General features: G+C 45.1%; 9 protein-coding genes, 1 pseudogene and 1 CRISPR repeat array. Of the genes and pseudogenes, 2 read left to right on the top strand and 8 right to left on the bottom strand.

What is annotated here, in order from left to right; all coding sequences use genetic code 11:
* Positions 1 to 264 precede the first annotated feature (264 nt).
* Positions 265 to 825: a MarR family winged helix-turn-helix transcriptional regulator gene (locus EQU24_RS14000; protein WP_017838903.1), complete on the bottom strand. Its 561-nt coding sequence runs from the start codon at positions 823 to 825 to the stop codon at positions 265 to 267.
* Positions 826 to 1023: 198 nt separating this feature from the next.
* Between EQU24_RS14000 and EQU24_RS14005 the strand changes: the two genes are divergently transcribed.
* Positions 1024 to 1287, top strand: a complete 264-nt coding sequence (locus EQU24_RS14005) for a DUF2024 family protein (RefSeq protein WP_026129963.1) — start codon at positions 1024 to 1026, stop codon at positions 1285 to 1287.
* Positions 1288 to 1654: 367 nt separating this feature from the next.
* Positions 1655 to 2516 (top strand): annotated as a pseudogene (locus EQU24_RS14010) (IS1595 family transposase).
* Positions 2517 to 2526: 10 nt separating this feature from the next.
* Here EQU24_RS14010 and EQU24_RS14015 read toward each other — a convergent pair.
* The 7 genes from EQU24_RS14015 to EQU24_RS14045 form a co-directional block, all read right to left on the bottom strand.
* A complete protein-coding gene (locus EQU24_RS14015; protein WP_017838900.1) occupies positions 2527 to 3549 on the bottom strand; it encodes a L,D-transpeptidase family protein in 1023 nt (340 codons plus the stop codon).
* A gap of 517 nt (positions 3550 to 4066) precedes the next feature.
* Positions 4067 to 8056: direct repeats of the CRISPR family, unit length 28 nt; unit sequence TTTCTAAGCTGCCTGTGCGGCAGTGAAC.
* A 910-nt stretch (positions 8057 to 8966) separates the two neighbouring features.
* Complete coding sequence (locus EQU24_RS14020) at positions 8967 to 9383, bottom strand: TA system antitoxin ParD family protein (RefSeq protein WP_017838899.1); 417 nt, start codon at positions 9381 to 9383, stop codon at positions 8967 to 8969.
* Between the two features lie 81 nt (positions 9384 to 9464).
* A complete protein-coding gene (locus EQU24_RS23510; protein ID WP_138767181.1) occupies positions 9465 to 9647 on the bottom strand; it encodes a type I-F CRISPR-associated endoribonuclease Cas6/Csy4 in 183 nt (60 codons plus the stop codon).
* Complete coding sequence (gene cas6f, locus EQU24_RS14030) at positions 9638 to 10189, bottom strand: type I-F CRISPR-associated endoribonuclease Cas6/Csy4 (RefSeq protein ID WP_017838897.1); 552 nt, start codon at positions 10187 to 10189, stop codon at positions 9638 to 9640. Before cas6f ends, EQU24_RS23510 begins: the two co-directional genes overlap by 10 nt.
* Positions 10189 to 11424 (bottom strand): type I-Fv CRISPR-associated protein Cas5fv, encoded by a 1236-nt coding sequence (gene cas5fv / locus EQU24_RS14035; protein WP_017838896.1) that lies wholly within the window; start codon positions 11422 to 11424, stop codon positions 10189 to 10191. The genes cas6f and cas5fv overlap by 1 nt, the downstream gene beginning before the upstream one ends.
* A 3-nt stretch (positions 11425 to 11427) precedes the next feature.
* The gene (gene cas7fv, locus EQU24_RS14040; protein WP_017838895.1) at positions 11428 to 12420 is read right to left on the bottom strand and encodes a type I-Fv CRISPR-associated protein Cas7fv; all 993 of its coding nucleotides are present in this window, start codon (positions 12418 to 12420) and stop codon (positions 11428 to 11430) included.
* 66 nt (positions 12421 to 12486) lie between these two features.
* A complete protein-coding gene (locus EQU24_RS14045) occupies positions 12487 to 15453 on the bottom strand; it encodes a CRISPR-associated endonuclease Cas3'' (RefSeq protein WP_017838894.1) in 2967 nt (988 codons plus the stop codon).
* Positions 15454 to 15460 lie beyond the last annotated feature (7 nt).

Genomic DNA, 15460 nt, shown 5'->3' on the forward strand with positions numbered 1-15460 from the left:
TACAGAGGTGCCAATTTAAGCGTCATTCCGCCATGGATTCACTCCGGGCTATCCTGCCCGGAGCCCTTCGGGTAAATGCAAATCCGTTCCATACGGATTTGTCACTCCGGGCTATCCTGCCCGGAGCCCTTCGGGTAAATGCGAATCCGTTCCATACGGATTTGTGGCGGAATCCAGAGCTACAGATGGCAACCTCGAGCACACATTTAGCGCCCGAATGTCGACACAGAAAAATTTATCGGAAAACGATTTTTTGCCAAATCCTCAAGGGACGGTATGTTCCTGACAGATTTTTTCGCTATCGGATTTTGTGAGCGGTTCGCCGGTTAGGCCGCAAAAGAAGCCTTCGGGTTTGGTCGTAAAATATTTGCATGTTCCGCAAAGCCCGAAAGAATGCGACTTATGTGCTTTTTGCAACGCGGTTAGTGCTTCGACGAAGTGCGTATCACCGATCTCCGGACAATTTTTTTCAAGAAATTCCGCCGCCTTATTGAACAAGTCGGTCGGATAAGCTTGACGCAGCAAATCCCACCCCTCCGCAACCAATTGCAGATGGACCATGCGTTTATCGGCAAGATCGGGAACTTTCCGAATAAATCCTTTTCTTTCCAATAACAATAAAGTCTGTGAAACGGTTCCTTTGGTCATGCCCAGATAATGGGTCAATGCCGCCGGCGTATCGCTGTACTTATTGCATCGCGACAAATAATCCAAAACCTGCAAATGAACGATCTGAATGCCTAGTTCAGTGCATCTTTTGCGTTCTTCGGACCGGATCAAGGCCGCCATGCGCTCAATGACTTTGTAAATATCGGCTGTTTCCATGGCAATCGGCTAATTAAGTATTAACTCTGTTGACAACTGCAGAGATATTATCATACATTAACACTTGTTTCGATTCGAAACAAATAATGACTTTCTGTCATGCTTTTTTTCAGATCCAGGAAGGACATTGCTATCCCTCGTATGAGAACTTTAATACCGGCGGATTTTCCGCCGGCTTTTTTAGAGGACTTAATCATTATGCCCATATCCCACGTATACGATACCTATGCTAAAACCGCCAAAGGAAAGATAATGCACTTTGACGTAGTACTTGATGAAAAAGACCAGGATAAAGCCATGGCATTCGCCAAAGAATGGCTTGCCGAAATCGGCGAACCCGATGCCATCGTTAACCAAACGAATTGCATGTTTTGCCATAGCACTGAGGCGCCGCCGGAATTAAGAAAACAAATCGACAAGCAAGGTTACGCAATTTACAAATTGGAAGGATGCCCGGCTTAAAGCGAAATCCGGATATCGACCATTTCGCTCAAGAAGGCACGGACTAGCAGCGAATTATAACATTAACCTATTATTGTATACCCTTCACACTTGAAATTTCGGCATTGCCTGAGGCGGACTGGAGGCATACACATCAAGCTAAGCACAGATCCCCTTTGCTAAATCGCTACCAACCGCTTCCGGTGGGGCTAGACAGCGTAGCGCAATCCGGGCTATGTGCTTGAATCCTAAATTCGGCAGTTCAATCATGATGCACATTAAGTTAACCTGATTAGCAAGCTTCTTCAGCTAAAGCCCAAAAACCAGGGTATTCTTGGTTAGATGGCGCATACTGACCGCTTAATTACCCAGGAGTCAGTACAGGACCATGAATAAAATCCAGTTTCAAGCAGGCCTGTCACTGCTTGACTTTTTTAGCGCAATTCGGCACCGAAGCGCAATGTGAACCTAGTCTGGAAAAGTCGCGTTAGCCCCAAGGCTTTCGCTGCCCCGACTGCGGTCATGCCGAATACTATGTGTTTAAATCAGGCGGACGCAAAACCTTCCAATGCCGGTCCTGCCGGTTACAAACGTTGCTGATTGCGGGCACTTTATTCCAGAGCATCCACCTTAAACTGACGGTCTGGTTTCTAGCAATCTACTTAATCAGTCAGGCTAAGACCGGTTTGTCCGCCCTGGCTTTGAATCGGCAGTTGGGCGTCAGTTACCCTACCGCTTGGCTGATCCAACAGAAACTGATGCAAGCGATGATCGAACGGGAGGCCCGCTACACCTTGTACGGCGACGTCCAGGTGGTCGACGCTTATCTCGGTGGCGAACTGATTGGCGGCAAGACCGGGCGCGGTTCGGAAAATAAGGCGCCATTTGTCGCGGCGCTTTCGCTCAGTCCCGGTTGTATCGTGCTATCCGACGGCTTGGCTTGTTTTGCCGGGGTGACCGATGCCGATTGCTAACACCAGGTGGTCATCGCCGGTGGTCGGAAATCCAAATACCTGCCGGAATTCTGTTGGATCAATACTGTGCTGGGCAATCTCAAAACCAGTCTAGGCGGCGCCTACCATGCTTTCGACTTCGCAAAATACGGCACCCGCAACGATGGTGCGTTCGCATACCGCTTTAACCGACGCTTCCGACTCGATACCATTACTATGCGTCTTACCGTGGCTGAGGCTACGACTGGACCTCGCTCGGACACTTGGCTTCGGCAAGCTGAAGCATCATCTTGCTAATCAGGTTATTTTATGGCCGAGTAGTTACGTGATAAGTTGATTCAACCGCCGCTTCTCTCAAACCGACTTCTTCCTCAAAATCGGGCATATCCGGCAAACGTTCAAAAATCGGTACAGGGTCGCCATCGAGAACAGTAAGCGCTTTTTTCAAAACTGCTTCATTCACCTCTGGAATCACCCCGTTATTCGCTTTGGCAATGAGCTGCATTGCTGTATCGAGGCGCTGTTCGAGAGTTGTTTCAACACCTTCTAAATCTGGATGCGCCTCGATATAGAGTTGATTATCGAGCCAACCCATTTTTATCTGTTGTTGTACGATTCGCACGGGCGTGCCGACTGAAACCGAATGATATAATTGTTCGATATCTTCGGGATACATGCGAACACAGCCGTGAGTAATTTGCATACCGATACCGTAAATCTTATCGATATCGGTACCGTGAATCCGATACTCCCCCTTCAAAGCCAAATGCAAGGCATAAGCTCCCAAAGGATTATGCGGTCCCGGAGGCACCACGGTCGGCAACGGATCGCCCATCGCCGCATGTTCCCGACGAATCGACTCAGGAGGATACCAAGACGGGTCTTTAACTTTTTTGACGACCTTGGTTAAACCCAACGGCGTCTGCCAATCCTGTCGCCCGACGCCATGAGCAAACGACATTACCGTACGGGGCATACCTGCTTGAGCCGGCGGATAATAATACATGCGATATTCGGCGATATTGAGCACAATGCCTTCATGCGGCGTATCGGGTAGCACGCGGCGATTAGGCAAACGCACAACCTCATCTTGTTTGACCGACCAACGATCCACATCTTGATTCAGACGCACAATTTCCACCTGACCCAACGAAAATCGTCGTGCTATATCTAACAAAGTCTCATCCTGGTTAGCACGAGTAAAAGGAAAACCGTCGGCATGTTCGGTAACCACATTATCGTTAGGATCTTCCGGCCAAGGATAAGTTACAGCATGAGCACTACCCAAGAAACCCACAACCAACAAAGCGAATAATACGCGCGTATTCATTAAAATAACTATCTCAACAGCAAAAGGATATCTACAAAATTGCCGAATTAAGCACCCGGCGAAATCACTCAATCATTACACCGAACGCTTTAAATAAATCTGTATTAAAACGCAAACGGCCTATCTAACTTAAAACGATAACGGCGCAAAGACGATCGGCGCGTATTCTACCAAAGGATTAAAAAAAATCATTTTATTTCAACTAGATTCATACTATTTTCTTCCATTTTTTTATGTGGAATCGACTTCTTTCGACAATTCTCCAAAGAGCGTTTACTTGGCTGCGCAAGGAAGCAAACTGGTCATAAGCGCCAACTTAAGGAAGGAACGTGTCATTCCGCCAGGGATTGGCGGAATCCAGTGCCACGGATGGCAATGCGTAGCTTAGCATCCATGTAACCTGGATATCGACACCCATACCGACATGACGAATAAAGCCATAAACACACCACAGAATAGGCACTAAGTTGGCGCTTATGAGTAAACCAGTTAGGACTTTGCGGCTCTTTGAGTCACATTTCTAAGCTGCCTGTGCGGCAGTGAACCGAATTATGAAATATTCGGCTATAGAATCAATTTTCTAAGCTGCCTGTGCGGCAGTGAACAACAGGTCGATATCGAGACCGCTAAAGCCTCCTTTCTAAGCTGCCTGTGCGGCAGTGAACCGGTCGGCATCACCGCCGGCGCATTTAATACCTTTCTAAGCTGCCTGTGCGGCAGTGAACGGAGTAGTGCACGGTGATGTCGCCGTCGATGTTTTCTAAGCTGCCTGTGCGGCAGTGAACTCTAAAGCCTGGGTCAAGTCCAGGTCAGAAGATTTCTAAGCTGCCTGTGCGGCAGTGAACTCGGAACGTCAGGGTCGTTGTCGTCACATAGATTTCTAAGCTGCCTGTGCGGCAGTGAACACGGTTAGGCATGTAAATTTTGTAATACCAGTTTTCTAAGCTGCCTGTGCGGCAGTGAACCCGAAGATTACCCGCTTCAAACGGTTCCGCGTGTTTCTAAGCTGCCTGTGCGGCAGTGAACCCGTTTTCTTGATACCGCAAATAAAGAGGCTATTTCTAAGCTGCCTGTGCGGCAGTGAACCGGCGGTAGATGGCGGTTTCTATGTGTCTGACTTTCTAAGCTGCCTGTGCGGCAGTGAACCGCTTGGCTTTTCTAACTTGCAAGAAATCATCTTTCTAAGCTGCCTGTGCGGCAGTGAACCAAAAATTAGACTCAATAAAGTCATTTTAAAATTTCTAAGCTGCCTGTGCGGCAGTGAACCATTACCGCCACGCCGTCTATGCCAGGGCCAATTTCTAAGCTGCCTGTGCGGCAGTGAACGTTTACGAACTCGTGCAGAACTTCTACCCCATTTTCTAAGCTGCCTGTGCGGCAGTGAACAAACTGAAACATCCGGTAATTGATAAAACAATGTTTCTAAGCTGCCTGTGCGGCAGTGAACGCGACCAGGAGGCGTATGCATTGCGCTGTGTCTTTCTAAGCTGCCTGTGCGGCAGTGAACTCCAAATAGAAGCCACCCCGTTTGAAGTTCAATTTCTAAGCTGCCTGTGCGGCAGTGAACAACGCATTGGACGCAGCTGCGCGACGGTCGACTTTCTAAGCTGCCTGTGCGGCAGTGAACCAATGCCCTCTCAAGGGCTGACATGAAGAAAGTTTCTAAGCTGCCTGTGCGGCAGTGAACGTCGCCGACCGGCCGCGTGTCGATGCTAGACGTTTCTAAGCTGCCTGTGCGGCAGTGAACGCTATTGGCCGGGGTAGTTGCTGGGAGGAAACTTTCTAAGCTGCCTGTGCGGCAGTGAACTTGGATTTATCGAACTGCTGCCGCATGTCAAATTTCTAAGCTGCCTGTGCGGCAGTGAACGATGCCCGACAAACGCATCGACGCACGACTCATTTCTAAGCTGCCTGTGCGGCAGTGAACTGTGGGCGCAGCAAGTGGGCATTGCGTTATAGTTTCTAAGCTGCCTGTGCGGCAGTGAACCGAAAACACCGCCGTTTCGGGCGGAGCCTCTTTTTCTAAGCTGCCTGTGCGGCAGTGAACCCAGCATTCAACATTCCGGAGGACATCATAACTTTCTAAGCTGCCTGTGCGGCAGTGAACTACCGACTATTGTTCCGCCATTCCTGCCTGACTTTCTAAGCTGCCTGTGCGGCAGTGAACGATTGTTGAGTAGATCAACTGAAATAGTTTGCTTTCTAAGCTGCCTGTGCGGCAGTGAACCCAATACTCGCGATGGATGAGGACTTTAGAACTTTCTAAGCTGCCTGTGCGGCAGTGAACGGGCGCATTCTTGGCATTCTCGGTTGATTTCTTTTCTAAGCTGCCTGTGCGGCAGTGAACGATGCCGCGTATTTGCGGCGTTGATATGAATATTTCTAAGCTGCCTGTGCGGCAGTGAACCGATTGGCATCACCGCCGGTGCATTTAATTTATTTCTAAGCTGCCTGTGCGGCAGTGAACCACGGTATACCGTCGACGTAATCAAGCCGTCTTTTCTAAGCTGCCTGTGCGGCAGTGAACTGCCAAAGGATGAGACTACGCCGTGGGGCACCTTTCTAAGCTGCCTGTGCGGCAGTGAACTTGTTGGTGCTGCTGCCTATCTTCGTGTTGTTTTTCTAAGCTGCCTGTGCGGCAGTGAACTTGTCGGTCCTGCTCAAAGTGGCAAAACACAATTTCTAAGCTGCCTGTGCGGCAGTGAACCGACACATCTTTAGACTCAAAATAAACAATTTTTTCTAAGCTGCCTGTGCGGCAGTGAACCGCTAATCACGAGCCAATCGTTAGCCGCCAATTTTCTAAGCTGCCTGTGCGGCAGTGAACTTTGCGCTGTTGTGCGAGGGTTTGCCGGATAATTTCTAAGCTGCCTGTGCGGCAGTGAACCAGCAATCGCATTGTTAGCCGTCGTCAGGATCTTTCTAAGCTGCCTGTGCGGCAGTGAACACGAGAAGCGGGCAGCGGCTCGCGACAATATATTTCTAAGCTGCCTGTGCGGCAGTGAACTAGGCCCAGGGTCAGGATCTGGATTATTAGGTTTTCTAAGCTGCCTGTGCGGCAGTGAACGGAGAGCAAAGCACGGTGAGTTGCTCATAAACTTTCTAAGCTGCCTGTGCGGCAGTGAACCAACCTTCATGCCGCGTTTTTTGTCGTTATACTTTCTAAGCTGCCTGTGCGGCAGTGAACAAATTATTTAAATTTTCTTCCGCGAAGCGCTGTTTCTAAGCTGCCTGTGCGGCAGTGAACCTTTAGGCATAGGTATCTCGCGGGTTGGGTTATTTCTAAGCTGCCTGTGCGGCAGTGAACGATCGAGTTTTCACCGAACGCGGCTTTTGATTTTTCTAAGCTGCCTGTGCGGCAGTGAACTAGTTTGCCGACTCAAGAGCGTGCTAACTAATTTTCTAAGCTGCCTGTGCGGCAGTGAACTGTCACGGTCAACAATGTTCATACTGTAAAGCTTTCTAAGCTGCCTGTGCGGCAGTGAACTGCGGGAGCAGGCTGCTGGGCGTTCCGGGACTTTTCTAAGCTGCCTGTGCGGCAGTGAACGCTAACCCATCAGAGGCGCAACCATAAAAAGATTTCTAAGCTGCCTGTGCGGCAGTGAACACGGCTTGTCCGGTGTCGCGCTGTGCGATTTTTTTCTAAGCTGCCTGTGCGGCAGTGAACCCACCCAAAGAGCATTCCGGTATTGTCGGATCTTTCTAAGCTGCCTGTGCGGCAGTGAACTCGGCACGGTTCGAGCGCTTGAAATTACTTACTTTCTAAGCTGCCTGTGCGGCAGTGAACCCGCCTCCGCCCGAGCATACCGCTAAAGACCTTTTCTAAGCTGCCTGTGCGGCAGTGAACTCCGCGGCCTGATGTCGCTGCTCGACATCAAATTTCTAAGCTGCCTGTGCGGCAGTGAACAATGTCCAGCGGTTCAGACATTACTAGCTTTGTTTCTAAGCTGCCTGTGCGGCAGTGAACTAACAACGCTGGTTCGGCTTCGTGACTACAACTTTCTAAGCTGCCTGTGCGGCAGTGAACTAAAAACGGTGAGAAGAAAAGCGAAACAGAATTTTCTAAGCTGCCTGTGCGGCAGTGAACCAGTGGTCTGACGCAAGACGATTGATTGAAGATTTCTAAGCTGCCTGTGCGGCAGTGAACTATGCCGGAAGAATTATGAATCGACATAAAGCTTTCTAAGCTGCCTGTGCGGCAGTGAACGGCATAAGCACGATATCGCACACTAAGAGCGCTTTCTAAGCTGCCTGTGCGGCAGTGAACACAAAGTCGAGTAAATATCGCAACAAAAAAGTTTTCTAAGCTGCCTGTGCGGCAGTGAACGCCCCAACAACGTGGTCTAGCAAGATCGACTTTTTCTAAGCTGCCTGTGCGGCAGTGAACAATCCCGCCATGTTTTCTTTCCTGTATCTCATTTTCTAAGCTGCCTGTGCGGCAGTGAACAGCGAACAAACCGCCATTGACGAAATCAAAGCTTTCTAAGCTGCCTGTGCGGCAGTGAACTGTAGTATAAAGCGCAAAAAAATAATGGCAACAGCTACTTATCCGCAAATAACCGTTTTAACCATTATTTTTCGTTGCTTTATAACTATTTGATTTTTCTATATTGTTAAAGAACCTAAAATTTTTGGGTCTAATCGCTTAATTTTCAGTATAAAGCAATTAATGCGCCAATAACTCCTTTGTCCATTCCGGAATTGAGTTCAGCTTTAAATTGGCTTTCCCGTTCCGAACAATTGCAACTTGTTTAAACGGGTTGTCCGCACGGGAATTATCCAACAGATAGCATTGATGGCTTCCCACTTAAAGAGGGACAAAAGCACTAAGAATTAACCGTTCGCCCTAAGCCCTTCGGCTGCGCTCAGGATAGCCCTGTCGAAGGGGGAAGGTTAATCCGCTCATGGTTCGACAGGCTCACCACGAACGGATTAACCTTAAACTATCCCGCGTTAAGTGAGTAGCCGCATTGATCGCATAGCGGTAAGGTTTGCTTAATAAGCTTTAACAACCTGGGTACTCGGCTTCGTACTTTTTCGTCGGGAACGGAATGCCCTCCTTCGCTGACCCGCTGGTAAATCCTCGCTTGATTGAGCGATACGTTATCTAAATGGATTAAGACCAAAATAATTTTGTAGCCCAATGCTTTTGCTTGGGCGACAAAATCGATCTTCGAGGAGTGTGAGAATACGGTTTCAAAGCAAAATGCGCCCTTCCGACAACAATTGCGAACGCAGTTGCGCGGCAATCCTTGCCGCATCGTAACTGTGCGCTTCCGATGCAAGGGAATAAAGTTAGTTAGCCAAAATATCGGCATTAACGAATGGAATGCCGAGCCTTGCCAGCTGCGTATGATAAAACGTGCTTTTCCCGGCTCCATTGCCACCCGCAAGCAGCCATAGCTGTTTCTTGGCCATTAAGACAAGGTTTTAGTGATTTCGACAAATTCGCCGTCAATAAACTTGCCGACCCTGATTCGACCAGTACTGTCGATTTGTTCCAGACAGCCGGGGTGATCGATAGACGCTTGATAGGTTGCCGGACTGTTTGTAACACGCTGGGCCAAGCTTCCCGCAGCGCGTTCGTCCTCAAGCGTTTGAAAGACCGTAGCCGGATCGACCGGCTTGCCGTATACCGGAACCAATTCGAGTTTTACCACGCCGGCTGCGATTGCCGCCAAATCATCCGGGTCTACCAGCACTGAAACATTGCGCCCCATTTCAGCCCAATATTCGATTTGCTCGGCAGTGCTCCGATGAAAACGTTTTCCTGCTAATTCCGCCGCACTCATCAATTCCTTCTGCAAACGAATCGGCGATGCTGCTTTAGCCATTATGCACCTCATTAAGCAAATTAATCAGATCGATTGTAGCTATTTGCTACAGTCGATCCAAATGATTTATACGTTAATTCTTCAAAAAAGCGGCACGGAACAGTCATTACTCAATCCGTAATAACTGAATGCAGCCATGCTAGGTTCTACATCGGTTTTTTCCGTAGCGATTAATAATGGATAACGATGGTCGTTGTTTTGGTTGCTGCTTTGTTTAACTCTTACCCTCAAGCATGGGAACAAGAACTGATAATTTAGAACCACGGTATCGTTGCTGTTTTACTCAAACCGAATTGGTCAAATTCTCCCTGCATGGGTTTATCCATCAACTCGCTAAACGCAAGATAGCGCCTGTGCAAATGTCCATTAGAACCACTTTCTAATTCCAGAAATGGGTTGTCCAATCCTTTTTGGAACATCTTGGCTTTGTATTGCTTAATTTCACTTTCCCGGATAGACCCACGCTTGATTAAACGTTTGAGCTTTGCCGGTGACATGGAGCTCTGGATACGCGAAACAGTGCGATATTGAACTTGGTCGGGTATTGATTGGACTAGAGAAATTGCACAATAGCCGATCAAGCCACCTAACCATCCGCCTTGCTGCAGCGCTTCTAGTCGCTTTTCCACAGCATGAATACGAATCACAGAACCCAGTTTTAATTTGTATTCAGGAAAACTGACGCCTATGTCTGTAGACTTTAGATCGTATAATGCTTTGTGCAGTTTGGTGTATACCTTATTGAGTAATACGTTTTCCCGAATTTCAGCATCGGGTTTTATTTGAATATCAATAAAATAATCCATTAGGATTTTACCTCCCTAGGGTCAATACGAGCCACATAAGCCAACCCTTTTTTACCAAGATAAAAGCTCGATACTCCGGCATTTTCAATGTCATTTCTAATTTGTTCGGCTCTTTCTCTGCTTACATTAATGTTTATATCTAATACCCCCGATTGCTTTTGGACAATACAAGGCGTTCCTACGGCTTTTTTTCTTCCTCCTGCCATCCGATTTAACCAGTCACGAATACCATTAAAACCTCTTTTGGAAAAGCCTTGAATATAAATTTCGCCTTTTTTATCCTTTAAAAATTCTAAATCATTACGAATTTTTGATAATCGTTCGGCTTGTATATATAAAGCCGCTGCATATAAGCTTAACGGATAAATAACATCGTTAGTCAAATACTCATTGCCCGGGAATTTGTTTGTTAGATATCTAATGACATTGGCAATTTTTAAATCCTGTTCATTTATCTCAGCATCAACTTCAATTTGTAAAAATGCTTCCTTCAATTGAAGAATTTCCTCGTTGATTTCTTTTATTTTGATTTCGTGCTTAACAATTTGGCTTTGCGAATTAGGTGATTTGACTTTTGCCTTTTCAAGAGTCGTTTCTAAGAGGTTTTCCTTTTTTTCAATTTCTTTAGTTTTATCAAAAATCAGCCTCTTCTTAGTCATTAACACAGAACCTGTTTCCACTTTTATGTTGGAAATATCTTCAATTCTGGAGATCAAGTTTTTTGGAGAACAATCTACTTCCGTATTTTCAACTTCATTATTCAAAATAAAATCAAGCAACTGTTCTTTGTTTAAAAACAACACCGACCAGAGTTTGGAGGAGACGTCTGAAAAAAACCAAGGATTATCGGAAGATAATACGCCCAAGAAAGTTGATTGCGCACAACGGTCATCCGATTTATTGGTCAAATATATCAGTTCCTGCGATGTTTGATTAATACGGCTTAGCGAAAAAGAAACTTGTGGCTCAATGTCTGCAAAATAATAGTTCTCGCTGTTTCTTGCTTGATAAAGTTTTCTTTGATCACCCACTAAGCGGCACAAAATTCCTAGCACAGTATTTTTTGTAATAGGCGTTGGTTTTTCACCCCTTTCTTTTGATGTTGCAACAAATTTTTGCTTATAACCTTTTAAGTCATGTTTATTAGCATTTTTACTATGAATAATCGGTTTTTTTAAATCATCGCCTAAAAATCCGGTTTGCCAGCAAGAATCAAATTCAATTGAAATGCGCATAATTTATCTTCCCTCATAGTAAACCGCATACGAGTCAGTTTTTTTATCTATGGTATCGCCACCCTGTTTGATACGCATCATGTCTTTTCCTGTTCCACTGTTGTAATCGACTTTAACCGAGTCAACATACATATACCCTTTAGCCTGGCGAATGCTCAGATTTTCTATTAGTTCCAAAGTTTGATTCACCAAAACATCACAAGCCGCATCATTTAGCAGTACGCCTTGTTCACCCTCGTCAAAAATAGCTCCTTTTCTGACGTAGTTATGATGGTAAGTCGCTTTAACGTCTTTATTACCGCTCAGTGATTGGATATAAGCTTCCAATTTTTCAGCGACACCTTGCCCCTCCTGGTCATTGTTGACGATCATTGCTTGTCTCCCGAAATCCGCACAAAGCGGAATAAACTGCAATAATTCTATGCTGATAGAACCATATGCCTCATATTTTGTTTCACCGAATGTTGTTTTGGAAAATAACGCATTACTGGCATCCTTGCCTGATTTTGTCTCTCCTTTTTCCTTGCTGCCTGATCGCCCCATTTGTTCGTAGTTGCCATTTCTCAATTGGTCAACAAAGTCAGTAATTAACAAGGGACTGGTACGTTTATTTTCATTTTTTGGAATGACATAGCCGCGAATTAGACCAGTTAGAGAACAAAGCAAGTCGATTGTGTCTGTTATCAATTTTGGTGAATTCAGATTATATGGTTCTCCTCTAAATAAATGATGGCGGATACAATTTTGACTGATATATAACTGAACCTTTGAAAAATCTACGGCTTCCGGGTGATGATAAAATTTGCCTACTCCGTTATCATCATATTCTTTTATATTTGAGTAGCCTCGTAGTTTAGGCATACTGTGATTTGTTACGTTTTTGTATTTCCCATCATCGATAATTGTTAAATTTGGAGATCCGTTCCAGTTGACTACGCCGTACCCTAACGCCTTAATTTTAAAATCGACGCTTTTGATACCTGTTACTTTTTCCATGATTTTCTCCTTATCTTTAAGGTGGTTGATAAATTAATTAATTTTTAAAAAATAATCTATACTCTCTTATTCAAGTGCAAGCTCATTAAATGTAGTGATTTGATCACGAGAAAGCGCGCCTATGGGCTGAAATTTGCCCACTGCATAATAGATGGCATAAGGGTGTGGCCGAGTTTCCAATTGCTTTAAGTCGGCTGGGATATAGCTTAAATAAATAGGAGTTTCAGATACTTTAGAGCTACTCAGGTATATTTTATCTTTATATTTAGTTCGATCTGTAACACCATATTTTTCGGCATTATCATTGATGTTGTGATGTTTTTTAGTCATGAAGGCCAATAAGTCTTTCTCACTGTCATCGTTGCCACATATCGTTTTTACCTCAAGGGTCAAATGGCCTTGGGTATCCGCTTCATCATAAGCATATTCATTGGGAAACTCCTCTTTGCCATTACCAATATTCCACACGGCCATTTGCACGAAACGATTTTCACCACGCAATGAGTTTTTCTTGATTTTGGGTTTATCAACTTTGGTTTTATTTTTGTTAGGAAATGCAACCGGATCCATGATTTTGGCATTGATGAGATCGACGCTTTTTTTCAATGCCGCTAACATGTCTTGTTCAACAGCTTTTTGTACGACTGGATCGTCATAAAAATCCTGATAAATTTGATAAATCTCTGCAATGGACATTATTGGCTTTTCCGTAATTTTATCGACTAAGAAGCTATGCCATGCTTTCGTGCTTTGCAAACAATTGGATTGATTTAAAAAGCGAGCGCAGGCACCACTTTGTTTGCCATTGGCCAAACTTTCGGGAACTGCAGTTATATAAACATTAGGATCAGAGTTTTCACCAAAACGATCAAGTCGCCCTAAACGCTGCAGCCAGTTTTCAGCGTGGGTTATTTCCGTCATCATCCGGTCGCAACTGATATTCAACGATGCCTGAACGATGGGGCCGGCGCGTAACACAGCATAGTCTTTTGTGCCTCGATATTTGAAGGTTTCAAAAACTTTTTTAAACAATACTTCTTTATCCAGTTTTTTGTACTTAGAATGGAACAGTAAAGCCTTTTCCTTAGCCTGGTTTCTGATAAAACCTCTTTGCGCGGTTATGGCTGTGTTACTGATAATAAAGGTATTGTCCGGCTGGGTTTGATACAGCGGATTATTGGCTTCATCGCCTTCATCAAAAGGAGGAACAAATTCAATTTTGTATTGGCTTCGATTAAAACTCTCTATGCCAACCATATCATCCTGGTTGAGTCCCAACAGTTCTTTGACAAAATAGGGATTCGGGGTAGCGGAAACAAGCAAGCAATTATTTTTCCGTTCTTGGAGTCGTTTACAGGCAACCAATTCGGCAAACAATAGATTGAAACCCGGCATATTAATGTATTCGTGATACTCATCAAACACGACATGGGCGTTCATATATTGCACCAATCCGGTGACTTTGCGATGGGTAGTTATGGTATTGAGTATTTGGTCGATGGTGGTGATAACAATGTCGCCCGAAAACTCCTGATTGTCTGGTGTGGTAATTGACTTGCCGTATTGATACAAGGTTTTAAATTCACCGGTACAAATTTCGATTTTAGTTTCAGGCAAATATTCCTTGCTTGTCAGGTCGGTTAGCATCCCTTGGCACACCTGCACTCTAGGACAAACCCAAATAATTTTACGCGCATAAGTGTTTACAGCCCATTCCAATGCTATTTTGGTTTTACCACAACCTGCCGGGCCTTTAAGTACACCAATCATGACTTCATCATCGGATAATTCAAGTGCAGCTTGAGTTTGTTGTTTATTACGGTCACTATCGGGATATTTAATATTAAACTGTTCTAAACAATGGGAAATTGCCACCGTTAATCCACGATCATTTAGCAATGCTGTTTCAGCTACTGCATCTAGTGTTTGTTCTTCCAAATGCGCTGTAAGCTGATCGGCACTCAAAGAAGACACCAACCTGTCGGCAGTGACAACGACAGTACGAACTATATTGCATTTAGCATTCTCTAGAATATTATCTTGATATGCCTCGACGTTAAGTTTTGTCGTGTATTTTTTATATTTCGGCAAATGTGCATCCTCTATCTCAGCTAACTTATCCTCATCAATATTTGAGTTTGCGTGATTTATTAGCAGGTTGTCATCTTCGGAATAATTCTCTGCGATAATATTGATTTGCTGGGTCAATGTTCTGACTAATTGCAATAACGTGTTGAATTTATCGACTCCAACCTTTTCAATCATTTTGTTGTAGACCATATCTAGGCTAAAGCTGATATAGTCGCCATTTTTCTCTACCCCTCGAAACCATTTATCATGATGCCAATAGATGGCGTGTTCGGTGTATTTTTTCGATTGGGAATTGGCAAACGTTTGTTTGTTGAGAAGATAAAATAACAGTAGTGAGATTTCATTGTGGCGCGGATAATTCTTCGCTTTACTATCGACATGTTGACCGCTCTCTGGCACTTCCTGATTAAGAATACCTTTCTTTTTTAACTCCTTGATCAACCAGTCAGCAAACACATCATCCACTTTGCCCATATCATGCCAGCAACCCGTAATAAATGCGGTTTTGGCCATGGTTTCATTATTTGTTAATTGCAAACAAAGTTTGTAAGCAACATAACCGACAGCGAAAAGATGTTGAGCCAAGGGTTGTTTTTTCGTATTTGCAAAATATTCTTCAATATTCACGTCTAATTCATCCATCTTTAATACATTAAGCTGATTGGTGTAATTGACCGGTACAATGCCTTGGTCATTGAATTTATATTGGTTACCCACAACCCACTGCAACTCGCTCCGGCTCCTACTCCGTATCCAATGACACGCCACAGCCGTATTCTTGGTCGCGCTTTTTCTCAGTAGCTTTTTCACCGCTTGTAAGCCTTCCTCGGTGATCACGGTTTGCCAGGTGCGGCTGCCGATGCGGTTGGCGAAGGCGTCGAGGACGCGGCGAGTGCGGTTCAGCGCTTTTTTCTCGCATTCGCAAATGAAGGTGACCATCATGATGGGA

Source organism: Methylotuvimicrobium buryatense (genome assembly GCF_005931095.1).
GTDB classification, from domain to species: Bacteria; Pseudomonadota; Gammaproteobacteria; order Methylococcales; family Methylomonadaceae; genus Methylotuvimicrobium; species Methylotuvimicrobium buryatense.